Here is a 22,604-nt window from a genome sequence, read left to right as displayed (position 1 = left end):
TGATAATAAAACATCAAAAGAGTCTCCATTCTCAAACTTTCCAATTTATATACACTCTTCCACTCTCAGACTCTAAAACCCTCCCACCCTAAAACCCTCCAACTCTAAAACACTCCAACTCTCAAAACTCAGCCCCGGCAAAATTCTATAACTATTATCCTTAAATTTATAACAGCCTTAGCCATTCATTTTGGACATTTGTACTATAAATTCAAGGATCATGAACAGACAATATAATATACTCGGAATGACGTGCTCCGGTTGTCAGAAAAAAATTTCTGAAAAACTCAACAGTGTTGAGGGAGTAACAGCCGATGTCAATCTGGAAACCCATACCGCAACCATCACTTCCGATAAGGAAATCGAACTTTCAGTTTTAAATAATGCTTTAGGAGATAAATACAGACTGGAAGACCCCAAAAAACCCGAAACTGCATTTGTAAAGCCTCAGGATAGGGTTTCGCCGTCTTCAGTCTATTACTGCCCGATGGAATGTGAAGGTGACAAAGTATATTTCAAGCAGGGCGAAAGATGTCCGGACTGCAAGATGTATCTGGTTCCCATCGAGGAAAAACATGCTAAAGATCCCAATCATAAACCAACCTATTCATCAACCCATCTTCCGGAGAACTTCAAAGACAGTGTAGGAAAGCACTACTGCCCGATGTTTTGCGAAGGTGATAAAGTCTATGATGAAAAAGGCGATTGCCCGGTCTGTCATATGCATCTGGAAGAGATTACCGAAGATTTAGCAAAAAATGCGGCTTCTCATAATAACCAACAGACTCATTCCCATCATAATCATCATGACCACAGTCATCATCATGAAGCACCAAAAGTCACCGATGATATGGCAGGAAAGTATTACTGCCCTATGTATTGTGAAGGTGATAAAACCTATGATTCCAACGTAGGATGTCCTGTCTGCGGAATGGATCTGGTGAAATATCCCGAAAAGAAAACCGCAAAGTATATCTGTCCTATGCACCCGGAGATCATTCGTGACGAACCCGGAGACTGCCCGATCTGCGGAATGGATCTGGTGAGAATGCCCGACAGTGAAGGTGATGAAGAGGATGAAACTTACAATATTTTAAAAAAGAAATTCCTTATTTCTCTGGCCTTTACCGTTCCTGTTTTTATTCTTTCAATGGGTGGAATGTTCATCAATTTCCCTTTCTCTCATAACATACAGGGATTCATCGAGCTTGCCTTAACGCTTCCTGTTCTGTTTTATTCAGGATGGTTTATTCTGAAAAGAGGCTGGGTTTCATTCAAAACGTGGAATTTAAATATGTTCAGCCTGATTGCTTTAGGTGTTGCCGCAGCATTTATATTCAGTATTGTGGCATTGACTTTTCCGGATATTATCCCTCATGAAATCAGAGGACACAATCATGAAATTCCGCTGTATTTTGAGGCAGTCTGTGTGATTTTAACTCTTGTTATATTAGGACAGTTAATGGAAGCCGCTGCCCATAAAAAAACAGGAAATGCCATTAAGGAACTCATGAATCTTTCTCCGGACGAAGCCAATCTTATGGTGAATGGAGAAGAAAAAAGAGTATTGCTTTCTCAGGTGAAAATCGGAGATCTTTTAAAAGTAAAACCGGGTGAAAAAATCCCTGTTGACGGAAAGATTACTGAAGGAACTTCTTTGGTAGACGAAAGTATGATCACCGGAGAACCTGTACCAGTAGAAAAAAGTATTAATGACAGGGTTTCTTCAGGAACCATCAACGGGAATAAAGTATTCATCATGAAAGCTGAAAAAGTAGGCGATGAAACCCTTCTTTCCCAGATCATTAAAATGGTGAATGAAGCCAGCCGAAGCAGAGCTCCTATCCAAAAGCTGACCGATAAGGTTTCCAAAGTTTTTGTCCCAGTTGTGATTCTGATTGCCGTTCTTACCTTTATTTTATGGCAGTTTTTCGGACCGGAAGGCAAAAGAAGTTTATTTGCTTTCGTGAATGCCGTTGCGGTTTTAATTGTAGCCTGTCCGTGTGCACTTGGATTAGCCACACCCATGTCTCTAATGGTAGGAATCGGGAAAGGTGCCAAAAGCGGTATCCTGATCAAAAATGCAGAAGCCTTGGAACAAATGCATAAAGTAAATGTTCTGATCACCGATAAAACGGGAACATTAACGGAAGGAAAGCCGTCTGTAGAATATATTGAAACGTCTGGAAACGAAGATAAAAATGAAATCTTAAAACTGGCTTTTTCTCTTAATCAAAACTCAGAACACCCGTTATCCAATGCGGTGATCAAAAAAGCAAAAGAAGAGAATTTAACCGCTGAAAAAGTAGATCAGTTTGAAAATATCTCAGGAAAAGGAGTTCAGGGAAATATCAATGGAAAAACGGTTTACTTAGGAAACGAAAGTCTTCTGATCTCAAATAGTCTTTCCATTCCACAGGAATTAAAACAAAAAGCGGTAGAAGTACAGTCGAAGGCACATACCATTTCTTATATTGCACAGGATAAAAATGTGTTGGGCTTCATCAGTTTTACGGATAAAATTAAAGTTACTTCCAAAAAAGCAGTTCAGCGCCTGATGAATGAGGGAATTGATGTTATCATGATGACCGGCGACAACGAACATACCGCAAAAGCAGTTGCAGATGAACTGGGAATCAAACATTATAAAGCAGGCTGTCTTCCGGAAGATAAACTGAATGAGGTGAAAAAACTTCAGCAGCAAGGCAAAATTGTAGCCATGACCGGCGATGGGATCAATGACTCCCCTGCTCTGGCACAATCGAATGTAGGAATTGCGATGGGAACCGGAACTGATGTTGCCATGGAAAGTGCAGAGATCACACTATTGAAAGGAGATATTTTAGGAGTGGCAAAAGCCAAACTTTTAAGTGAAAAACTCCTTAAAAACATCAAAGAAAACCTGTTTTTCGCCTTCATCTATAATGTATTGGGGATTCCGGTAGCGGCAGGATTATTGTATCCTTTCTTTGGAATATTATTATCACCCATGATCGCAGCAGCAGCAATGAGTGTCAGTTCACTGTCTGTTATTCTGAATTCACTGCGTTTAAACTCGGTTGATCTGGATGCGGATGTAAAATAAAAAAAATATGAAAAAAGGAAGTCTTTACATTGGATGTTCGGGATTTTATAATAACGACTGGAAAGGGTCGCTATATCCTGAAAATGCCCAAAGTAAAGACTTTCTTACTTTATATTCCGGGGTTTTCAATACGGTAGAGATCAATTCTACCTTTTACAGAAAACCTACTGCCAAAACACTTGTAAAATGGCATGATGAAACGCCCGATGACTTTAAATTCTTCATCAAAATTCCAAAAACCATTTCCCATGAAAAACGGCTGAAAGAAGCTAAAGAAGATATTTCGGAATTCTGCGCCCATATCCAGACTCACTTAAAAGAAAAACTTTCCGGGTTTCTATATCAGTTTCCGCCTTCCTTTAAAAAATCACAGGAAAATATGGATCTGATTAATTCCAGCCTTGATTTTAAATATTTCAACGTCATTGAATTCCGCCATGAATCCTGGTGGACCGATGAAGTTTTTACACTTTTAAAAGAACATCAAATTATATTTTCCGGGGTAAGTTTTCCGGGAAATCTTCCTGAAAATATAATCATCAATCATCCTGAAATTTTATATTACAGGCTTCATGGAAAACCTGTTCTCTATAAATCAGAGTACAGCTCAGAGTTTATTAATGCTCTTGCGGAAAAAATCAAACATTCAGACCGAAAAGCATTTATATTTTTCAATAATACCTGGGGAACTGCTGCCATTAAAAATGCGCTGTATCTCAAGAAAATTCTGGAGTAATCATTTATTTCTCTATTAAAACATCTACATTAATCGAAGGCTCTCCTGCTGAGAACTTTTTCCATTCTCCAAAATAATTTCTGTAATAGGTATTTTTAGAAAACGCGAAAATATTTCCTCCTAAAAAAAGCCTTCCTTTAAAATCTTCAGAAGCCCTTACGGAAACAAAGAAATCCCCATTCAACCAAATACTTTTATCATTCAGATCTAAAGAAATCGTATTCTCCCGGATGTCTTCTTTGGTTATCGTGAGCTTCAGTGTTTCATTTACCACCGATTCTCCGGGAAAATCACCTGCCGAGTTTTGAATATCGAAGATCAGGGTAACAGGCTGCTCAATTTCAAATATGGCTAGATTGAGATTAATCTTTTTTACTTTTAGTTTTCTTTGGTTCTTGATCTTTATCGCATATTCTCTGAAAATTTTCTTTACATCCTAGGAATCATAACCGCAATACACTTTTTTCGAATTTCTGGTTCCAAAGTTCTTTTGAACATACTTTTTGGGAACAATATTCACATTTTCAATTTCAACTGCTTTTTTAATGAGTGAAATATTATATTGGTTTAAAGCTTCAAAATCTGAAACCTTGATCTTAAAAGGTTCGTATCCGTTTACCTCTACTTTCAATATTTTATTTTTATCTAAGCCTGTAAAATCAATTAGATACTTTCCTTCCTGATCGGTAATACTTCCGGTATCTTCATTCTCAATTCCAATTCTGGCATCCGTAACAGGCTGATGCTTTTCCGAAAAGATGGTTCCTGAAATCTTCTGAGCAGATAAATTGGCCGAAACCAGAAGAATAAATAGATGTTTAAAATTCATCAGATAAAATAATTCCCGAATATAGGAAGAATAAGAAAACCTCAATACAAATAGAAAAAATAAATGGATTTAGTATTTATAAATGTTAAAATCAAAGAATACAAAAACATAATCCACAAAGCTGGCATTCTATCCTAAATATGCTTTAAAATAAAGTCCTTAAAATAAACTTAAAAAGTAAAATTTAACAATTGATGGCATATAATTTGTTAATATTTCAGCATTATTTTAACGATTTTTAACTATTTAAATCTCCATTATCTTTATGAAAAAAAAATTTGGGGAAAAGTCAAGAAACATGACTTTTCTTGGGATGACTGCATTGATGAGTGCGGCCTCAATGGTATTCAACAGCTGTAATGACAAAACCGATGTGAAAGACTCTGCTCAGATGAGTTCACAGGAACATCCCACCGTACAAACGGTCCCCCAAATAGATGATGAGAGTGTAGAAACCGATAAAAGAATCATCTACCTTACCTTTGATGACGGTCCCAACCAGGGAACGGAAAATCTTCTTAAGATCTTAAACAAAAGAAACGTGTGTGCCACCGCCTTTCTGGTAGGAAAACATGCCTATGGAAGCAAAAGACAGAAAGATGATATGAAGCTTCTGAAAAGCAATCCTCTGATCGAACTGGCCAACCACAGCTTTACCCACGCCCACAACAAATACACAGATTTTTACAAAAATGCTGATGCCGTCGTCCGTGATTTTGACATCGCAAAAGACAGTCTGAAACTTTATGATAAAATAGCCAGAACTCCGGGAAGAAACATCTGGAGACTGAACAATATTAATGTAACGGATATTAAAGGATCAACCGATGCGGCCAACGGTCTTAGAAAAGCAGGCTACAAAGTAATCGGATGGGATCTTGAATGGAGACCTTCGCAAAAAATGACATTGAAAGGCAGCCACGAAGCAATGATCAAAAAGGTAGACAGTATCTTCCTTAATGATCTGGAAAAAACATCCAGACACCTGGTTTTCCTTACGCATGATCAATACCTTAGAGACGCAGATTCCATCAATGAACTGGATATGTTTATTGAAAAACTTCAGAAAAGTAACAAGTTTGTGTTCAGAAAGATCTCGCAGTATCCGAAGATTAATGATATTCTGAATTAAATGTAACAATGAAATAATCTAACAGTGTAACAATTTAATGATGCGGGGAATAAATGACATTGGTGGCAAACTAGCAACTAGCAACTAGCAACTAGCAACTAGCAAAAGTCAACAACAATTTTACAGATTCATTAGTTTTTTCCTTTTATAATTCAGAAATTTGCATTTATGGGTATTCAAGAAAATTATACAGCAATAAAAGATCAGCTTCCGGCAGGAGTTCAGCTGGTAGCGGTTTCAAAAACACATCCGGTTGAGGCTGTTCAGGAGGTTTATGATCTGGGACAGAAAGTTTTTGGTGAAAATAAAGTTCAGGAGCTTATGGAGAAATATCCGCTCCTTCCTAAAGATATAGAATGGCATCTGATCGGGCATCTGCAGACGAATAAAGTAAAGTATATCGCTCCGTTCATCGATACCATTCAAAGTGTGGACTCTGAGAAACTTCTTGCAGAGATCAGTAAAGAAGCAGGTAAGAATGACAGAACGATTAAAGTCCTGTTGCAGGTAAAAATTGCAGCTGAGGAAAGTAAATTCGGACTTGAGATTGATGAAGCGAAAACCCTGTTTCAAAAATATATTGACGGAGAGTTTTCCCATGTTGAAATTACCGGACTGATGGGAATGGCTACATTTACGGAGGATAAAGATCAGGTAAAAGAAGAATTTTTAATTTTAAAAGGGCTTTTTGATGAATTAAATCAGTTAAAAACACTTAAAACATTATCTATGGGAATGAGTGATGATTTCCCGGCTGCCATTGAATGCGGTGCCAATTCCGTGAGGGTTGGATCTGCTATTTTCGGCAGAAGAGATTACTCAAAATAGTATATTTAGGTATGGTTTTTGCTAATAATTGAATCAAAAAATCTAAATTTGCAACTATGCAAAAAATCCTTATTGTAGAAGACGAAAAAGCAATCTCGGGAGTATTACACAGTATTCTTTCTGATGAACTTACCGATTACGAATTTGTTATCGCTGAAGATGGCCTTGAAGGCTACAAACAGATAGAAAAAGAAGATTTCGCATTGGTGATCTCTGATATCAAGATGCCTAAACTTTCCGGAACAGAACTTTTAAAACAAAGTATGATCCTAAAGCCTGAAAGCACATTCATCATGATCTCGGGCCACGCAGACATCGACTCTGCTGTTTCCTGTTTAAAGGAAGGCGCATATGACTTTATTTCCAAACCTATCGACATCAACAGACTGATTACAAGTGTGAAAAATGCTTTAGCCAAAGAAAGTCTGAAAAAGGAAAATAAAAACCTCCAAACTGAAAACAAGACCTTAAAAAGAAAGGTCAACAAAAAATACCAGATGATCGGTGATTCTCCTGCTTTGAAAAAAATCCAGGATATGATCGAAAAAGTAGCTGTTTCTGACGCCAGAGTTCTGATCACAGGACCCAACGGTGCTGGAAAAGAATTGGTAGCTCATGCGATTCACAACCAAAGTGAGCGTGCAAGAGGTCCTATGATTGAAGTGAACTGTGCGGCTATTCCATCTGAACTTATTGAATCTGAACTTTTCGGACACGTAAAAGGTTCTTTTACAGGAGCTATTAAAGACAAGCAGGGAAAATTTGAGCAGGCTAACGGCGGTACCATCTTTTTGGATGAGATCGGAGATATGAGTCTTATTGCTCAGGCTAAAGTCTTGAGAGCATTGCAGGAAAGCAAAGTTTCTCCAGTGGGAAGCGATAAGGAAATAAAAGTTGATGTAAGAGTGATTGCAGCAACCAATAAAAACATGCAGAAGGAAATTGAAGAAGGAAAATTCAGAGAAGACCTTTACCACAGGCTTTCTGTGATTGAAATCTATGTTCCACCATTGGATGACAGAAAAGATGATATCAAATTGCTAGTAGACCATTTTTCCGGTATGATTGCCGATGAACACGGTACTGCTGTGAAAAAATTTGATGATAAAGCAATTGATGCGCTTAAAGTGCTTTCATGGACTGGAAATATCAGAGAACTGAGAAATGTGGTGGAAAGATTAATTATTCTTGGCGGAAATTCTGTTTCCGAGGAGGATGTTGCAAGTTTTGTAAGGAAATAATTTAATTGAACATTAAATATATTATAACAATTTGCAGTAGCCCTACTGCAAATTTTTTTTTGCCCTATTTTTAAGTATTAAACTATATATGAATCATAAAATATTATGAGCTTTTTAAACAAAAACTATACGAAAGAATGCCTGACTCTGGCTCTACCTGTAATGCTTACGCAGGTGGGGCAGGTCTCGGTGAATTTGTTCGACAATATTATTGTCGGAAAACTTTTAGGTGCAGATGCCCTTGCTTCTGTTTCATTGGGAAATGCTGTGTTTTTCTCGGTGTTTGTACTGGCATTGGGATTTTCATTTGCTATTCCTCCGCTGGTTTCTGAAGCACACTCCAAGCAGGACCACGGAACTATTAATTCTGTATTCAGTCACGGATTTGTGATCAATATGTCTGTAGGAATTATTTTAATGGCAGTCTTGCTTTTAGGCATGCCACTACTCTATCATTCCGGGCAGCCGGCGAAGATCATTCCCAATACGGTAGATTTCCTCGGTATTATGGCGATCAGTATGATCCCGTTTATGGCTTTCCAGACGCTTCGTGAAGTTTCTGAAGGACTTTCCTATACCATAGGCGTAACTAAGGCAACGATCATTGCGAATATCATCAATATTGTCCTGAACTATGTTTTGATCAAAGGAATCTGGATCTTCCCTGAGATGGGGGTAAAAGGTTCAGCCTTAGCCACGTTGATTTCCAGAATATTCATGGTCGTATTCCTGTATGTTGTATTGGTGAAAGAGAAAAAAACGAGAAGATATATTAAAGACTTTTCTTTAAAAATCCAGGTGTTCTCCAAAAATATGTTTGATAAAATGGTGAAACTGGGTCTGCCTACTGCTTTACAGATGTTCTTTGAAGTAACGGCTTTTGCAGGTGCTGCTTTTATCTGCGGACTGATCTCCGCTCACGATATTGCCTCTCACCAGATCGCCTTGAGTATGGCTTCATTCACCTTTAACCTTTGTGTAGGGTTCAGTGTGGCTTCAACAGTCATGATCGGAAGAAAGCTTGGTGAACAGAATTTCGTTGAATTAAGAAAAGTTGGGATCAACAACCTGAAAATATCTTTTATTTTCATGTGTATCTGTGGATTGTTCTTTGTTCTGGGAAGAAATATCCTTCCGACTTTCTTTACTAAAAAAGAAGAAGTTGAAGTGATTATGCTGGCTTCAAAACTAATGATTATCGCTGCCTTATTCCAGCTTTCAGACGGAATTCAGGTGACGGCTTTAGGGATGCTGAGAGGTCTTCAGGATGTAAAAATCCCGTCGATCTATACTTTTATCGCTTACTGGGTGATTACGATTCCTTTAGGATATTTCCTGTGTGTCACTTTAAAAATGGGTGCTTTCGGAATGTGGATCGCTTTAGGGTTGGGACTTACCGTTTCTGCGGTTTTCCTGGTGAAGCGATTTCTCAATATGTCTGCGAAGAGAATTAAGCAGAATTAAGGAGTTGGAAGCTGGAAGAGGGAGGATGGAAGTTACTATTGGGCTTTTTTATTCCTGATAGTCTGATGAAAATTGATGAACAATTAACGTCCGATTAAAACCGGATCTTAAACGTTCCTGAAGTTGAATACCTACTCTATTCCCGCTTCTGTATTTCTAACATTATAAAAAATCACTAAAAAAGCTGCGCGAAGTCTTCGACTTCGCGCAGCTTTTTTTATTTTTGGTCCCTCAATTAAACAGAATCAATAAAAATCATGAAAAAAATTATATGCCTGCTCACTTTGTATGCAGGTTCATTCTATCAGTCACAGACCAACAGATTTATTTATGAACTTCAGTACCGGAAAGACGGTTCGGAAGAGTACAGACAAAATCTTATGAATCTTGATATCAGCCCGAAATCAGTCAAGTTTTATGATAAAAAGTTTGCTGATTATGATTCCATCAATAAAAAGGCAAATACTGCTGTTTCGAGATACAGTACAAAAACAGATCAGGTCATTGAAAGGGCACCCAATTCATTTAAAAACAAATGGTATAGAGACTTCTTCGAGTATTTCGTAGTGAATACCAATGATGAAATGAACTGGAAACTGCTTCAGGAAACTCAGCAATACAACGGCTATAAGCTTCAGAAAGCGACTACCGATTTCGGAGGAAGAACATGGAATGCATGGTTTTGCAATGAAGTGAATATTAAAGAAGGTCCGTATAAATTCAGAGGACTTCCGGGTCTGATCTTTATTTTGGAGGACACAGATAAAAACTTCATCTATAAACTGATCAGCAATAAAAAGCTGGACTCCGAATATGATACTAAAGAATTCGTAGAAACCCATTACGGAAAGCCGGCTCTTCCTATTTCTAACGAGAAATTCAACAAGTACATCGAAGAGTTTTACGAAAATCCAACAAGGACGTTAGCAGAAAGCATAAAAAACGGTCAGAAAACCTCTTTTAAGAACGAAAGTATAGAAACTATTGAAGAGCTTAACAGCAAAAGAGCAATGCTTCAGAACGGGATAAAAAGCCGTTACATTTACATTGAAAGGGATAAGGAGCCTTCTTTTAAAACGAAATAATTTCTTTAAAAATGGATTTAAGTATAGAAGAATTACGAAGACACGCTCTCTTCGATCCTACATTTGGAAGATTAGAAATCATTATTGAAGGTTTAAATAATGCAATAGTCTATTTCAGAGGAAATGAATTAGCAATTGACTGGTGGGGCTCATTGGATGAGAAAAAAGAATACGAGTCTATATACAAATTTGCAATTTTAGCCATGGAAGACTATTTAAGATTTACAATAAAGGATTTTTTTGACATTCATGAAGAAAAAGATTATGTCCCTTTTTATGAATCCGAGCCCCATATTGATCTGATTTTTCTTTTAGCTGATTATATAAAATCAAATTCAAAAGCATCCAAAGAATCATTCAGCAAGTTTAATCTAAGTATAGACAATTATCCAATTTATCATGGTGTTGTAATCCTGAATAAAGATCAAGATTTAAATGAAATTCTCAAAAATCTGAAAGAGTATAGAGCTAAACTTATCGATTTAAAATATCCGGAATAAATCTATTCCTTACAAATTCGGCGAAGTCTTCGACTTCGCCGAATTCAACTTTTAAATAATGATTCCGCCATACGCCAGATAAGTTAGCTTTGCTCCTTCTACAAATTCTTTAAAACTTGTATTTTCATCTGCATTTTCATTTTGAAGTTCAAAATAGTATTCATTGGGATTCATCCTACCTCTAAGAACATATTCTACACTATCTTTTTTGGCATTGCTATTTTGAGGGAAAATCCAGAATTTAAATCTCTTAGTTTGAGGATTTGTACTTAATAGAGGTAGCTCGTCCATGCTTGCAATTTTTAAAACAGTATTTCCATTGATTCTCATTGGATCTAACAGTCCATTTTCAAAAATCAATTTAAACTTTTCATCCAAATTCTTTGAAAACTCAATAAGTTTAACAACATCAATAATCATCCTATCCTTTTCCAGCTTAATCTGAAATCTTGAATATTTGGGATATTCCTGTTTCTTGTATTGAGTCTCAAAATGTTCTTTTGCCGGGTGATATTTTCCGCCATAGATATCTTCCGTTTGGGCATTTCCTTTAACCGCAAAAATTATAATGGATAAAATCGTAAATATTTTTTTCATCATATTAAAGCTAACCAACCCTTTTCCCTAAAATCGTCAAGCTCCTTTCTATCCCATCCAGAACCGCTACATCAGGAAACATTCCCCATTCTTCAAACCCGAAATATCTAAAAAGTTTCATACTGGCTTCATTATGAGAAAAGATAAATCCGAGAAGCGTTTTAATTCCTAAGCCGGGTGCCCGATCGATGCAGTATTCCATCACTTTTTTGCCAAAACCTTTTCCTCTACAAGATTCGTCAAGATAGATACTCATTTCAACCGTTCCATTGTACGCAGGCCTTCCATAAAATGAAGAAAAACTTACCCATCCAACCGTTTCATGCTCATTTTCAATAATCCAAAGCGGTCTTGTTTCAGGATTGTGTTCTCCAAACCATTCTTTTCTGCTTTCTACAGACACATTTTCAGTATCTGCCGTCACCAGTCTTGAAGGAATGGTAGAATTGTAGATCTCAACTATCTTTTCTAAATCTTGCAGATCAGCGTTTCTGAATTGTAAGTCTTGCATTTTTATAGGTTCGGTTTTATTTCGTGCAAAAATAAGAAGTAAAAACTTTTAAGCGTAGAGATTCATTCAGTAATTGTAATTAATGTTAGGATGGAAGCTGGAAGAGGGAGGCTAGAAGTTACTGTTTGGCTTTCATTTAAATAGTCGGATTTTTACGGTATAAAAAGCAGTCCAAGTCTTTTTGTTTGAAAACGTAGCAGCTGTGTTTTCGCACTCCATAACTTCCCTCTCCCATCCTCCATCTTCCTGACTCTATTTACCCAAATTCTTCAACGTCCTGTTCAGACTTCTCACCGTAATTCCCAGGTAAGCCGCCATATCTTCCTTTGAAATCTCAATTTCCTCCTGTTTCTGTAACTCAAGGAGTTGTGCTAAAGTGTGTTCTGCTGCATACAATTGTTGGTATGAAGCTCTTTTAGAAGTATTCACAATCCGTTCAGCAAAAACATTAAGGAGGAGATTGTTCAGGGAAAGATCGCTTCTGATTAAAGATTTGAAATACGATATAGAGATAGCATAAACGGTTACTTCGGTTACTGCTTCAATGCTACAGAGACAGGGAATATTACGGATCTGTTCTATTTCGCCGATGATCTCTCCTTTTCCCAGGAACTCAACAATATATTCTTTGTCGTTGTCTTCAACTAAAAAACATTTCGTAATACCTTCTTTGATGAGCATTATTTTAGAAGGATTTTCATTCTGGGTCAATACTCTTTCCCCTTTGGAAAAAGATCTTATGATGATATGTTCTTTACGTTCCTGCTTTTCGTAAAGATCTTCTACATAGTTTAAAAACAACTGATTAGTTCGTAACATATCTTATCCGGGACAAATGTCCTTTTCTAATTGAATTTTTATACTGAATTTTGTCGGGAGAAAAATACAAAAGTAAAATGAATAATCATATAACAACCATCGCCTTTGACGCAGATGACACCCTTTGGATCAATGAACCTTATTTTCAGGAAGCGGAAAAAGAATTCTGTGTGCTGCTCGAGGATTATCTACCACAACACTCTGTATCTCAGGAATTATTTAAAACTGAAATGCAGAACCTTCATCTGTATGGTTACGGTGTCAAAGGTTTTATGCTCTGTATGATTGAAACGGTGAGTCGAGTTTCCGGTGGTAACGCATCGATGCAGTTGATCAACCGGACTATTGAAATCGGCCAGGAACTTCTTCAGAAACCTATTGAATTGCTGGATGGTGTCACCGAAACATTAGATGCATTAAAAGGAAAATACAGACTGGTTGTGGCCACAAAAGGAGATTTGCTGGATCAGGAACGGAAACTTAAAAATTCAGGATTGCAGGAATATTTCCACCATATTGAAATTATGAGTGACAAGAAGGAAACCGATTATCAAAAGCTATTGAAACATCTGGACTGTCAACCTGAACACTTTCTGATGCTTGGAAATTCTATCAAATCAGATATTCTGCCTGTCCTGGAAATCGGAGGTTTTGCAGCACATATTCCTTACCATGTGACTTGGAGCCATGAACAGCATGAGCATCATTTGGAACATGATCATTTTATGGAGCTGAAAAGTATTGATGAAGTGTTGAAATACTTATAAAAATGCCTGCTCAAATGAGCGGGTTTTGTTTTACTTTTTGGTACAGGTTTTCTACTTCAATATTATTTTTCCATCCTCCGGATTTATACATTGAGATGATGATCATTTTTTCAAATTCATCTAATGTCCGGGAACTACCATTTACCGTTGCTCCTTTCCATGGACTATCATTTTCCGGAATCACATACTCGATCCTGTATTCACCGTAATAATTGGACCTAAACGCATTGATAACTATATAATAATCTGAATCCTGATGATCATTATTAAACAAAAGCAATGATGCATGAGAAGTTAATCCGTACAAAACAGTTTCCTTAAATATGGTATTGATAGATTCCATAACTTCCAGCATTGGTGTTCCACCATCTCCTATTTGATCTTCAGGCTTTGGGATAAACTCTTTATAAAACTCCTCTAATGTTGCCTTTTTTTGTTCAAAACGTCTAACTATTGGCATGATAAAAATTATTGTGGGAAATTAAAAATTACAGGATTATTTTCATCAGATTATTTACCGCTAAACTTCAAGTATTTCTTTATCTTTTCAGAACTATACTTTTTCTCGAAGTAAGCCAGTTTATCATGATATTCCGGATGTTTTCTTTTTATAAAAAAATTGGACTCAGTAATCTGCTCTACTAAATTCTGGGAGGAAGATGGATTAGCCAGAATCATCCGATCAAACTTTATTAAAACCGAATCAATTTCCTGCATCGTCCATTTTGATTCTTTAGTATTACCCAATAGCTGAATGAAATTTAAAAGTTCATGCTTAGTTTTAAGACTGGCTTTATGCTTCCTGTTAGCCTCTGTATCTTTTATATAATCTTTTTCCCAAAAAACCGTAGTGTAAAGTTCATCCGCTAAATGTGTGTTTGATCCTACACAACCCCGCTTAATACTAATGGGTTCATTATTTTTCAGATAAGAATCAAACAGCTGACTTAATGTCTTAAGTTTTCTATTAAAAACAGCATATGAACCATAAACTTTAGCTACAGGATTTCCATTAAAAGCAATATATTCCACTTCTTGATCAGAGGCTTTTTTATCGATCTCTGCAAACAATTTGTAGACTTCGCTTTCAGATCCTGCGTACCCAATAGCAGCAGATTCAACATATTTACTCTTTGATAATTCTTCATACAATTTGTTGATTTCAGGAGATAATTGCCCAAAACTTAAAGCAGGAATCAAAAATAATAGAGAGGTTATTTTCATCATGGTTATTATAGAAAAGGAATTAAAAAGCCCGTTCCAATCATGAACGGGCTTTCTCTTAAAATATTTTATTTCTTCAGACACTTCTCAAGGAACTGATCCTGTTCCCATAAAAGGTGTAAGATATTTTCTTTAGCTACATAACCATGGGCTTCTTTCGGTAGAAGAACCATTTTCACAGGAGCTCCCAGGTTTTTCAGAGCCTGGAAATACCTTTCCGTCTGCAGAGTGAAAGTTCCCGGGTTATTATCCGCATCACCATGAACCAAAAGCATTGGTGTTTTCATTTTGTCTGCATTCATGAACGGAGACATCGTGTTATAGATCTCCGGAATATCCCAGTAATTTCTCTGCTCGCTCTGGAAACCAAATGGAGTCAGCGTTCTGTTGTAGGCTCCACTTCTTGCAATACCACAGGCAAAAAGCTTGGAATGAGTCAATAAATTAGCTGTCATAAAAGCACCATAAGAATGTCCTCCTACTGCTACTTTCTTCTTGTCAATATACCCTAACTGATCCACCGCATTGATCGCTGCTTCAGCATTCGCTACCAACTGTGGAATGAAAGTATCATTCGGTTCTGTTTTTCCTTCTCCGATAATAGGGAATGCAGCGTCATCCAGTACTGCATAACCTTTCGTTGTCCAGTATACGAAAGATCCGTAATATGGGAACGTAAAGTCGTTCGGGTTCTGGGTATTCTGACCTGCTGTGTTTTTATCTTTATATTCTGTCGGATAAGCCCAGATCAGCAAAGGAAGCTTTTCTTTCTTAGCTTTTCTGTCATAATTGGCAGGCAGATAAAGGGTTCCCGTTAAAGTAACCCCATCATTTCTTTTGTACGTGATCACTTCTTTGTAAACATCTTTAATGCTTTCGAAAGGGTTAGCAAATTGGGTTACTGCTTCTGCTTTATTAGATTTAATATTCTTTTTAAAATAGTTTGGATAAAGGCTTGGAGACTGTTGAGTCGTTAAGATCTCACCTTTAGATGCATTAAGAATGTCGATGATTTCTTCTTTACCATTCTTGACATTGGAAGTGTAGAGTCTTTTCTTTTTAAGCGACTTTACGTCCATTTCATCGATGAAAGGATGCTGTCCGTCTTTGGTAAACCCGTCACCGATCAGGTAGGTTTTTCCACCTTTCATATCAATGACATACCTTCCAAACTGGTTTTTCGTGGTATTAAAATTCCCCGGATCACTGTAAACATCCTGATAATTTCTGTCATCAAAAACTTTAGACTCGCCATTATTAAGATCTACTAGGTAAGATTTTGTATTCCTTGTATCATACCAGCCTTCAGAAACTACAGCATAATGATCATTGGTCCAGCTTACGCCTTCATATCTCTGTTTTGTCTTAAAGAATGATTTTGGAGCGGCCGCAAACGGTGCTTCCCAAGTAAAGATCTCATCTCTGTATTCTGCTGGTTTAGACTGGTCACCTCCATCCAATGCCTGAGCATATAATAAGGTTGCCGGTACATCACTTCTCCAACCCATGCTTCTTTTTCCTTCTCTTACCGATGAAAATCCTTTCGGCATGATTTCATTCAATGGAACGTCATTTACTACTTTTACAGCATTTCCTTTCATATCATAAACGGTAGCTGTCAATGGGAACCTGCTTAACGGAACTATATACGAGAACGGTTTTTTGATGACCGTCGTCATTAAGTAATTTCCGTCAGGAGAAAAGCTTAAACCGGAATACATATCCTGATCTTTCACTTTTTTAAGGTTTCCACTAAGGTCTACGTTATAAATTTCAGAAGCTGTAAGAACCTCAAAGTTCTTTTCATCCTGAGGATTTTTCAAAAGATCCTGATATGTTCTATTTTGAGACACTTTACCATCTGCCGTAGAGACAATAGGCCCTGTAGGAAGATCTTTGCTGGCATCGATCAGCGCTGATCTGTTCTGAGGAAGCGTTCTGATCAGGATACTCTGAGAATCATTGTACCAAACATAAGGAGATCCTAAGTTGGCATTCAGATTATCTGCTGTCAATTTTTTAGCGGTGGCAGTTTCCATATCTACTATCCAAAGCTCTACTCCTTTCGCAGTCGTATTGGTAAATGCCAGTTTCTTTTCGTCCGGCGAAAATGAAGTATATGTAATCTTGGCATTAGCAGGCAGGTTGCTTACCTGAACTTCGTTTTTATCATTGATCTTTCTGATCTTCAAATTATTCGAATAGGTAGCACTGCTTGAAATATTGGTAACCGGATTGATTCTTAAGCCCGCAAGTTTCATTTCCTGCTGGTTAAGATCTTCCAGTGTTTTATAGGTTGGACGGTACGTGAAAACCACCCAGTCTTTTTTGCTGTTCATCAGAACGCTTGGGGGTCTTTCATAATCTGCCAGTTTCAGAATCTCGGCAGAAGGTTTTTGATAAGTAATACTCTCCTGTGCATCATAGAAATTGAGAAATGCCAGAAGGCAAATAGTCAGTTTTATCTTCATATAAATTCATTTTCTACGAATGTAGTGATTTTTGGAATATTACTAAAACTGTTAATCTTAACACACGAACTTGTGATATAATTAAATAATTTTATATTAGCAACATCAAATAATCAAAATACTTACTATGAAAAATCTAAAGAAATTATCTAAAGGAGATTTAAAAACAATTATTGGAGGGCAAGTACCTTCATGTCCTACAGGATACAGGCCATGCGTGGCCGGAATAGATGAAAATGACATCATTAAATGGACCTGTGTTTGGTCTTCACTACCATGCAAACCTTAAAAAAACAAAAAAGAGCATTAGTTGTCTAATGCTCTTTTTTATATTGCAAAGACCGTTTTACCAGTCTGAAGCTCTTCTTCTTTTTTCTATCATATGATCCACCGATACTTTTCCGGCGCCGAACGCCATCAGGAGAAGATAAACGGACAGATAAATAAGACTCATTTCTCTTTTCTCAAACGGATCTGCTCCATGAACCATAAAAGCAGCTATAACCATCGTAAAGATCAGAAAACCTAAAGAAATTCTTGTAAAAAGTCCTAATATAAGGAGTATTGAACAGGCAAATTCAGCAATAACCGTAAGAACCAGAGTCACTAAAGGACCCAATCCTAGAAAGTCATAAAATTCTATTTTACCGCCTTCCAAAAGCATCTGAAGCTTAGGAAAACCGTGAGAAAGCATAGCAAAACCTACAAACACTCTCACAACGAATAAAATAATATCTTTAGGTACTGAGCTGGAATTTGACTTGAAATAGTTCATTTACTAAAAATTTAGACTAAAGGTAATAAAAATCTTTTAATAGAACGGAATCGCAAGCGTTTTTAGTTTATCTGTACCCGAAATTTTTCAGATCCCTGTCGTTTTTACGCCAGTCTTTTTTCACTTTCACAAAAAGATTCAAATGTATTTTCTTGGAAAAGAATTTTTCCAGATCCAGCCTGGCTTCAGTTCCTACTTTTTTGATAGCTTCTCCCTTGTGTCCGATGATAATTCCTTTTTGGGTATCTCTTTCCACATAAATAATAGAATCGATGAAAATAATTCCTTCTTTTTCTTTAAACTGCTCAGTCACTACCTCTACAGAATAAGGAATTTCTTTCTCATAGTTTAAAAGGATTTTTTCACGAATCGCTTCGTTTACAAAAAATCTTTCAGGTTTATCGGTGTACTGTTCCTTGTCATAATAAGGAGGGTTTTCGGGAAGAAGAGATCTTAATTTCGGCAGAATGATATCCGTATTGAAGGCATTCAGGGCAGAAATAGGAAGGATCTCAGCTTTTGGAATCCTGTTGTGCCATTCTTCTACCAGTTTTTCAAGTCCTTCCTGGTTGGTCTGATCTACTTTATTCAGCAGTAGCAGTACCGGAACCGGGATCTTGTTCAGTTTATCAATTAAAAATTCTGAAGGTTCAGCTTTGTCAGTGACGTCTACAATGAATAAAAATACATCGGCATCCTGTAAAGAATCCTTTACAAAATCCATCATTTTCTCCTGGAGACCATACTTCGCGTCTAAAACTCCGGGAGTATCTGAAAATACGATTTGCAGGTCCTCTTCATTATAAATTCCAAAAATTCTGTGGCGGGTTGTCTGAGCCTTCTGCGTTACTATCGCCAGTTTCTCTCCCATTAACTGATTTAATAAGGTAGATTTTCCGGCATTAGGCTTTCCGACTATGTTTACAAATCCAGCTTTATGCATATAAATAATATTACGAACTGCAAAGTTAGTAAAAACAAAACTGGTCTTCACGGTATAAGTCAGTTTTTAAAAAAGAAAAAAGCCCAATCTCATTAAAAAATCCGCGGATGCTATTAATTTGGAGGATTCATTCCTATATTTATCTATTAATTTAGAAATTGAATACAATTCAGTTGTATTGCATCTCTTAAAACCAATACTTTTGACCTTATAATTCACTTTATGGATATAGACCAGATCCTTGACCGCATTGATGTACTTCCGGAAGCCTCCAAAGCCTCTCTGAAAAAGCATATCACGGAAGTATCACATCCCAAATCGTTCTGCCTTATGGAAGCGGATAAGATCATTCCTCATATCTATTTTATCAGGAAAGGGATTGTGCGTGCCTATGCTTCCACTGCCGACAATGACATTACGTTTTGGTTTGGGAGTGAAGGGGAAACCATCGTCTCCATGAAAAGCTATGTGGAAGATAAACCGGGCTACGAGAGCATTGAACTTCTCGAAGACTGCGATCTGTACATTCTGGAAACGGAAAGCCTGAGAAAACTCTTCAACGAGGATATTCATATTGCCAACTGGGGACGAAAATTTGCAGAAAAAGAATTGGTAAAAACAGAAGAACTCATCATTTCAAGACAGTTTAAAACATCCCTGGAACGGTATAAAGACCTGATGACCCACAAAACGGATCTGTTGAAAAGAGTTCAGCTGGGTCATATTGCTTCTTATCTTGGAATTACGCAGGTAAGTTTGAGCAGAATTCGTGCGGAGATTAAATAGAAAGGCTGGAAGCTGGAAGAGGGAGGCTGGAAGTTACTGGTAGTCATTCATTTTTAACAGCTTCCTTAAAAACAAATACATTTTGCACTGCAGTTGTTCTTTCGGATGGAATAACTCCGGTCTTCCGGTTTCCTGACAAATAAATCCTTTTTTAACAAATGTAAAATCTTTTCTCCTTTCAAATGTGGAAATTTGCAGGAGAGAAAATCAAAAAAAATGAATTGGATTATTTTAATCATCGCCGGAATATTTGAAGTGGCCTTCGCATCATGTCTGGGAAAAGCCAAAGAAAGCTCCGGATCTGAGATGTATTACTGGTACGCCGGATTTCTGGTAACCATGACGATCAGTATGGTATTGCTGATCAAAGCTACGCAAACACTGCCTATCGGAACAGCTTATGCGGTTTGGACAGGAATAGGTGCGGTAGGAACAGCCCTGATGGGAATTTTCTTCTTTAAAGATCCCGTAAGCTTTTGGAGAGTATTTTTTATCATGACCTTAATTGGTTCTGTAGTAGGATTGAAATCTGTTTCTCACTAAAATCGACTTAACGACTTCTATCTATATTAAATATCCCCGTCTTCGAATGTGAAGACGGGGATATTGTTTTATTTCTTGAAAACGACAGGTAAAATTTCGTTGTGTCTCAGCCCGTATTTTTTAATTTCTTCTTCTGAAAAATTCTGTGAATAGAAATTCGGTTCGGTTTCAAAACCAGCTTTCCTCAACCGTTCAAAATAATCCATTCCGTACCAGCGGACGTGGTCGTACTGGCCGAAATGCTTCTGACGTTCTTTAGGATCTTTAATCGTGAAATCTTCATAGGTTTTTTCCAGAGAATTCCGCATCGGAACCTGGAAAATCCCCCAACCTCCCGGCCTCATCACCCTGTAAAGTTCGCTTATGGCTTTAGCATCATCTTCTATATGCTCCAATACATGGTTGCAGAAAACAACATCAAAGCTTTCATCAGCAAACGGTAAATCAAGGATATCCGCTTTCACGTCTACAATAGGTGAATAAAGATCTGCAGAAATATAATCCAGATTTTTCATCATCTTAAATTTCCTCAAAAATTCCTGCTCGGGAGCAATATGCAGAACCTTTGCATTCTTAATAAAAAAATCAGTATCATTCTGAAGATACAGCCACATCTGGCGGTGTCTCTCCAAACTCAGGGTTCCCGGAGATAAAGCATTTTCACGCTGTTTTCCATAACCGTACGGAAGGAATTTCCGATAGGATTTTCCATCAATAGGGTCAAAAAAATTATCCCCTTTAAAAAACTGATAAATAAGAGGTCTCGCCCAGATACTCATTTTAATAAGCATCGGACGGGGTATTTTATTCAGTAAAAGTTTGGTTACTTTTTTCATTAAAAATCCAATTGGAATGGCTTCTCTTCATCACTTACGATGCCTAAAGCCTCGTAAACATACTTGAATGTGGAAAGCAGTACCGGTTTACCATTGATCACCGCTACATCATGCTCAAAATGCGCAGAAGGCAGATTATCAAGAGTCGTTACTGTCCAGCCGTCATTATGGAATTTCACTTTTTCTGTTCCAAGGTTCACCATGGGTTCAATTGCGATGGCAAGACCGTCTTTGATCACTTTTCCGCTCCCTTGTCTTCCGTAATTCGGAACCTGCGGATCTTCGTGCATCTTTCTTCCAAGACCGTGTCCTACAAGCTCTTTCACAACACCATAACCTTCTTTTTCACAATGTGACTGGATCGCATGGGAGATATCTCCTATTCTTTTTCCTCTCATACACTGTGCGATTCCTTTGTAAAGTGATTCTTTGGTGACCTGCAATAATTTTTTAACCTCAGGTTTCACTTCCCCGATCTCAAATGTATAGGCATGATCTCCTACGAAACCGTTCAGGACAACTCCGCAGTCTACGGAAAGAACATCTCCTTCCTGGATAATATCATTGTTGGGAAAACCGTGAACTACCTGATCATTGGGAGAAATACACAAAGAATTCGGGAAACCGCCATATCCTAAGAAAGCAGGTTCAGCTCCGTGATCTTTGATAAAATCATGAGCCAGCTTATCAAGATACAAAGTATTGATTCCCGGTTTTATTTCTTTAGCAAGCATTCCCAGCGTTTTTGACACCAAATGCGCACTCTCCTTCATGAGGCGTAATTCCTCTATTGTTTTTAATTGAATCATTTTTATAGATGTTAGATATTAGATGTCAGAAGTTAGACTACAGCTTAATGTATATTTTAAAGTATGATAAAATGATAGCCTTCCCAACATCTACGGTTTTCTGATAAAGTTTTAAACGAAGAAGCAGCATTAAAAAATTAATTTCTAATCTCTAGCTACTAACTTCTATTTTAAATTATTACCAGAAAAGTCCTTTTTTCTTTTCTTTTTTAAGTTTTGAATAAGCCAGCACTTCTTTTCCTTCTACACGGAATTCTATTCTGTCCTGGATAATATTGTAAATTTCGCCCCAGCCTGGAAATCCTCCTAAATTTCTGTCATCAATGAACCAGTCTGCATCTAATTTTCTGGATTGATTTTCAGAATCGAAAACTTCTCCTTCAAAGCTTGAGTTCACTGCATAAAATTCAATTCCATTTTTTTGGCAGAATTCCACGGCTTCATCTAATGTTTTTCCGTGTCTGTATGTCCAAAGGATTAGTCTGTACCCTTCTGCCTGAAGTCTTTTTAAGGTTTCGAAAGCGAAAGTTTTTGTTTTACCAATTGCCGGATATGCGTCATCCACGATGGTTCCGTCAAAATCAACAGCAATTTTTTTATTATTTAACATTTTGTACCTTTTT

25 protein-coding genes are annotated in these 22,604 nt (G+C 37.2%); 12 read left to right on the top strand and 13 right to left on the bottom strand.

What is annotated here, in order from left to right:
- Positions 1 to 220: 220 nt before the first annotated feature.
- Both BUA72_RS14085 and BUA72_RS14080 read left to right on the top strand, forming a co-directional pair.
- A complete protein-coding gene (locus BUA72_RS14085) occupies positions 221 to 3,085 on the top strand; it encodes a heavy metal translocating P-type ATPase (protein WP_072923470.1) in 2,865 nt (954 codons plus the stop codon).
- A 7-nt stretch (positions 3,086 to 3,092) separates the two neighbouring features.
- On the top strand, positions 3,093 to 3,821 hold the full coding sequence (locus tag BUA72_RS14080; protein ID WP_072923468.1) for a DUF72 domain-containing protein: 729 nt from the start codon (positions 3,093 to 3,095) through the stop codon (positions 3,819 to 3,821).
- A 4-nt stretch (positions 3,822 to 3,825) separates the two neighbouring features.
- Here the strand turns inward: BUA72_RS14080 and BUA72_RS14075 are convergent, their stop codons facing one another.
- Together BUA72_RS14075 and BUA72_RS14070 are read right to left on the bottom strand one after the other, a co-directional pair.
- Positions 3,826 to 4,095, bottom strand: coding sequence for a hypothetical protein (locus BUA72_RS14075; protein ID WP_072923467.1), 270 nt, complete (start codon positions 4,093 to 4,095; stop codon positions 3,826 to 3,828).
- A gap of 162 nt (positions 4,096 to 4,257) precedes the next feature.
- The gene (locus BUA72_RS14070) at positions 4,258 to 4,650 is read right to left on the bottom strand and encodes a carboxypeptidase-like regulatory domain-containing protein (protein WP_072923465.1); all 393 of its coding nucleotides are present in this window, start codon (positions 4,648 to 4,650) and stop codon (positions 4,258 to 4,260) included.
- A gap of 265 nt (positions 4,651 to 4,915) precedes the next feature.
- On the opposite strand from BUA72_RS14070, the gene BUA72_RS14065 reads away from it, so the two are divergent.
- The 6 genes from BUA72_RS14065 to BUA72_RS14040 all read left to right on the top strand — a co-directional run bounded on the left by BUA72_RS14065 (position 4,916) and on the right by BUA72_RS14040 (position 10,900).
- Positions 4,916 to 5,782 (top strand): polysaccharide deacetylase family protein, encoded by an 867-nt coding sequence (locus BUA72_RS14065; protein ID WP_072923464.1) that lies wholly within the window; start codon positions 4,916 to 4,918, stop codon positions 5,780 to 5,782.
- A 168-nt stretch (positions 5,783 to 5,950) separates the two neighbouring features.
- Positions 5,951 to 6,610 (top strand): YggS family pyridoxal phosphate-dependent enzyme, encoded by a 660-nt coding sequence (locus tag BUA72_RS14060; RefSeq protein WP_072923462.1) that lies wholly within the window; start codon positions 5,951 to 5,953, stop codon positions 6,608 to 6,610.
- A 56-nt stretch (positions 6,611 to 6,666) separates the two neighbouring features.
- Positions 6,667 to 7,851, top strand: coding sequence for a sigma-54-dependent transcriptional regulator (locus BUA72_RS14055; RefSeq protein WP_034727684.1), 1,185 nt, complete (start codon positions 6,667 to 6,669; stop codon positions 7,849 to 7,851).
- Positions 7,852 to 7,956: 105 nt separating this feature from the next.
- Complete coding sequence (locus tag BUA72_RS14050; protein WP_047453427.1) at positions 7,957 to 9,315, top strand: MATE family efflux transporter; 1,359 nt, start codon at positions 7,957 to 7,959, stop codon at positions 9,313 to 9,315.
- Between the two features lie 257 nt (positions 9,316 to 9,572).
- Positions 9,573 to 10,400: a GLPGLI family protein gene (locus BUA72_RS14045; protein WP_072923461.1), complete on the top strand. Its 828-nt coding sequence runs from the start codon at positions 9,573 to 9,575 to the stop codon at positions 10,398 to 10,400.
- Between the two features lie 11 nt (positions 10,401 to 10,411).
- Positions 10,412 to 10,900: a hypothetical protein gene (locus tag BUA72_RS14040; protein ID WP_072923459.1), complete on the top strand. Its 489-nt coding sequence runs from the start codon at positions 10,412 to 10,414 to the stop codon at positions 10,898 to 10,900.
- Positions 10,901 to 10,951: 51 nt separating this feature from the next.
- On the opposite strand, the gene BUA72_RS14035 is transcribed toward BUA72_RS14040, so the two are convergent.
- The 3 genes from BUA72_RS14035 to BUA72_RS14025 form a co-directional block, all read right to left on the bottom strand.
- Entirely contained in the window at positions 10,952 to 11,500 is a 549-nt protein-coding gene (locus BUA72_RS14035) for a hypothetical protein (RefSeq protein WP_072923458.1), read from the bottom strand.
- A 7-nt stretch (positions 11,501 to 11,507) separates the two neighbouring features.
- A complete protein-coding gene (locus BUA72_RS14030; RefSeq protein ID WP_072923456.1) occupies positions 11,508 to 12,008 on the bottom strand; it encodes a GNAT family N-acetyltransferase in 501 nt (166 codons plus the stop codon).
- A gap of 252 nt (positions 12,009 to 12,260) precedes the next feature.
- Positions 12,261 to 12,827 (bottom strand): Crp/Fnr family transcriptional regulator, encoded by a 567-nt coding sequence (locus BUA72_RS14025; RefSeq protein WP_072923455.1) that lies wholly within the window; start codon positions 12,825 to 12,827, stop codon positions 12,261 to 12,263.
- 77 nt (positions 12,828 to 12,904) lie between these two features.
- Here BUA72_RS14025 and BUA72_RS14020 point away from each other — a divergent pair, with 77 nt between their 5' ends.
- Entirely contained in the window at positions 12,905 to 13,594 is a 690-nt protein-coding gene (locus tag BUA72_RS14020; RefSeq protein WP_072923453.1) for an HAD family hydrolase, read from the top strand.
- 10 nt (positions 13,595 to 13,604) lie between these two features.
- Here BUA72_RS14020 and BUA72_RS14015 read toward each other — a convergent pair whose 3' ends face one another.
- From BUA72_RS14015 to BUA72_RS14005, 3 genes are all read right to left on the bottom strand, one after another.
- On the bottom strand, positions 13,605 to 14,054 hold the full coding sequence (locus tag BUA72_RS14015) for a hypothetical protein (RefSeq protein ID WP_072923452.1): 450 nt from the start codon (positions 14,052 to 14,054) through the stop codon (positions 13,605 to 13,607).
- Positions 14,055 to 14,104: 50 nt separating this feature from the next.
- The gene (locus tag BUA72_RS14010; RefSeq protein ID WP_072923450.1) at positions 14,105 to 14,821 is read right to left on the bottom strand and encodes a hypothetical protein; all 717 of its coding nucleotides are present in this window, start codon (positions 14,819 to 14,821) and stop codon (positions 14,105 to 14,107) included.
- A 65-nt stretch (positions 14,822 to 14,886) separates the two neighbouring features.
- On the bottom strand, positions 14,887 to 17,289 hold the full coding sequence (locus BUA72_RS14005) for an alpha/beta hydrolase family protein (protein WP_072923448.1): 2,403 nt from the start codon (positions 17,287 to 17,289) through the stop codon (positions 14,887 to 14,889).
- Positions 17,290 to 17,416: 127 nt separating this feature from the next.
- Here BUA72_RS14005 and BUA72_RS24500 point away from each other — a divergent pair, with 127 nt between their 5' ends.
- Positions 17,417 to 17,578, top strand: coding sequence for a bacteriocin-like protein (locus tag BUA72_RS24500; protein ID WP_156122788.1), 162 nt, complete (start codon positions 17,417 to 17,419; stop codon positions 17,576 to 17,578).
- 57 nt (positions 17,579 to 17,635) lie between these two features.
- On the opposite strand, the gene BUA72_RS14000 is transcribed toward BUA72_RS24500, so the two are convergent.
- Positions 17,636 to 18,064, bottom strand: coding sequence for a DoxX family protein (locus BUA72_RS14000; RefSeq protein WP_034727664.1), 429 nt, complete (start codon positions 18,062 to 18,064; stop codon positions 17,636 to 17,638).
- Between the two features lie 67 nt (positions 18,065 to 18,131).
- Entirely contained in the window at positions 18,132 to 19,007 is an 876-nt protein-coding gene (gene era / locus BUA72_RS13995) for a GTPase Era (protein WP_034727661.1), read from the bottom strand.
- 222 nt (positions 19,008 to 19,229) lie between these two features.
- On the opposite strand from era, the gene BUA72_RS13990 reads away from it, so the two are divergent.
- Both BUA72_RS13990 and BUA72_RS13985 read left to right on the top strand, forming a co-directional pair.
- Entirely contained in the window at positions 19,230 to 19,793 is a 564-nt protein-coding gene (locus BUA72_RS13990; protein ID WP_034727659.1) for a Crp/Fnr family transcriptional regulator, read from the top strand.
- Between the two features lie 216 nt (positions 19,794 to 20,009).
- Positions 20,010 to 20,336 (top strand): DMT family transporter, encoded by a 327-nt coding sequence (locus BUA72_RS13985; RefSeq protein ID WP_034727656.1) that lies wholly within the window; start codon positions 20,010 to 20,012, stop codon positions 20,334 to 20,336.
- A gap of 68 nt (positions 20,337 to 20,404) precedes the next feature.
- Here BUA72_RS13985 and BUA72_RS13980 read toward each other — a convergent pair whose 3' ends face one another.
- The 3 genes from BUA72_RS13980 to BUA72_RS13970 form a co-directional block, all read right to left on the bottom strand.
- A complete protein-coding gene (locus BUA72_RS13980; RefSeq protein WP_072923447.1) occupies positions 20,405 to 21,172 on the bottom strand; it encodes a class I SAM-dependent methyltransferase in 768 nt (255 codons plus the stop codon).
- A complete protein-coding gene (gene map, locus BUA72_RS13975; RefSeq protein WP_047453451.1) occupies positions 21,172 to 21,981 on the bottom strand; it encodes a type I methionyl aminopeptidase in 810 nt (269 codons plus the stop codon). Before map ends, BUA72_RS13980 begins: the two co-directional genes overlap by 1 nt.
- A 178-nt stretch (positions 21,982 to 22,159) precedes the next feature.
- Positions 22,160 to 22,591: a BT0820 family HAD-type phosphatase gene (locus tag BUA72_RS13970; RefSeq protein WP_034727649.1), complete on the bottom strand. Its 432-nt coding sequence runs from the start codon at positions 22,589 to 22,591 to the stop codon at positions 22,160 to 22,162.
- Positions 22,592 to 22,604 lie beyond the last annotated feature (13 nt).

The sequence above is a fragment of the Chryseobacterium sp. OV279 genome (assembly GCF_900128945.1).
Lineage (GTDB): Bacteria > Bacteroidota > Bacteroidia > Flavobacteriales > Weeksellaceae > Chryseobacterium.
Note: the sequence above shows the minus strand (reverse complement) of the source record. Positions and strands in the feature narration are given on the sequence as shown.

Coding starts and splice junctions, on each gene's coding strand:
- BUA72_RS14085 (WP_072923470.1), top strand. CDS start 221: ATGAACAGACAATATAATATACTCGGAATGACGTGCTCCGGTTGTCAG.
- BUA72_RS14080 (WP_072923468.1), top strand. CDS start 3,093: ATGAAAAAAGGAAGTCTTTACATTGGATGTTCGGGATTTTATAATAAC.
- BUA72_RS14070 (WP_072923465.1), bottom strand. CDS start 4,650: ATGAATTTTAAACATCTATTTATTCTTCTGGTTTCGGCCAATTTATCT.
- BUA72_RS14065 (WP_072923464.1), top strand. CDS start 4,916: ATGAAAAAAAAATTTGGGGAAAAGTCAAGAAACATGACTTTTCTTGGG.
- BUA72_RS14060 (WP_072923462.1), top strand. CDS start 5,951: ATGGGTATTCAAGAAAATTATACAGCAATAAAAGATCAGCTTCCGGCA.
- BUA72_RS14055 (WP_034727684.1), top strand. CDS start 6,667: ATGCAAAAAATCCTTATTGTAGAAGACGAAAAAGCAATCTCGGGAGTA.
- BUA72_RS14050 (WP_047453427.1), top strand. CDS start 7,957: ATGAGCTTTTTAAACAAAAACTATACGAAAGAATGCCTGACTCTGGCT.
- BUA72_RS14045 (WP_072923461.1), top strand. CDS start 9,573: ATGAAAAAAATTATATGCCTGCTCACTTTGTATGCAGGTTCATTCTAT.
- BUA72_RS14040 (WP_072923459.1), top strand. CDS start 10,412: ATGGATTTAAGTATAGAAGAATTACGAAGACACGCTCTCTTCGATCCT.
- BUA72_RS14035 (WP_072923458.1), bottom strand. CDS start 11,500: ATGATGAAAAAAATATTTACGATTTTATCCATTATAATTTTTGCGGTT.
- BUA72_RS14030 (WP_072923456.1), bottom strand. CDS start 12,008: ATGCAAGACTTACAATTCAGAAACGCTGATCTGCAAGATTTAGAAAAG.
- BUA72_RS14025 (WP_072923455.1), bottom strand. CDS start 12,827: ATGTTACGAACTAATCAGTTGTTTTTAAACTATGTAGAAGATCTTTAC.
- BUA72_RS14020 (WP_072923453.1), top strand. CDS start 12,905: ATGAATAATCATATAACAACCATCGCCTTTGACGCAGATGACACCCTT.
- BUA72_RS14015 (WP_072923452.1), bottom strand. CDS start 14,054: ATGCCAATAGTTAGACGTTTTGAACAAAAAAAGGCAACATTAGAGGAG.
- BUA72_RS14010 (WP_072923450.1), bottom strand. CDS start 14,821: ATGATGAAAATAACCTCTCTATTATTTTTGATTCCTGCTTTAAGTTTT.
- BUA72_RS14005 (WP_072923448.1), bottom strand. CDS start 17,289: ATGAAGATAAAACTGACTATTTGCCTTCTGGCATTTCTCAATTTCTAT.
- BUA72_RS24500 (WP_156122788.1), top strand. CDS start 17,417: ATGAAAAATCTAAAGAAATTATCTAAAGGAGATTTAAAAACAATTATT.
- BUA72_RS14000 (WP_034727664.1), bottom strand. CDS start 18,064: ATGAACTATTTCAAGTCAAATTCCAGCTCAGTACCTAAAGATATTATT.
- era (WP_034727661.1), bottom strand. CDS start 19,007: ATGCATAAAGCTGGATTTGTAAACATAGTCGGAAAGCCTAATGCCGGA.
- BUA72_RS13990 (WP_034727659.1), top strand. CDS start 19,230: ATGGATATAGACCAGATCCTTGACCGCATTGATGTACTTCCGGAAGCC.
- BUA72_RS13985 (WP_034727656.1), top strand. CDS start 20,010: ATGAATTGGATTATTTTAATCATCGCCGGAATATTTGAAGTGGCCTTC.
- BUA72_RS13980 (WP_072923447.1), bottom strand. CDS start 21,172: ATGAAAAAAGTAACCAAACTTTTACTGAATAAAATACCCCGTCCGATG.
- map (WP_047453451.1), bottom strand. CDS start 21,981: ATGATTCAATTAAAAACAATAGAGGAATTACGCCTCATGAAGGAGAGT.
- BUA72_RS13970 (WP_034727649.1), bottom strand. CDS start 22,591: ATGTTAAATAATAAAAAAATTGCTGTTGATTTTGACGGAACCATCGTG.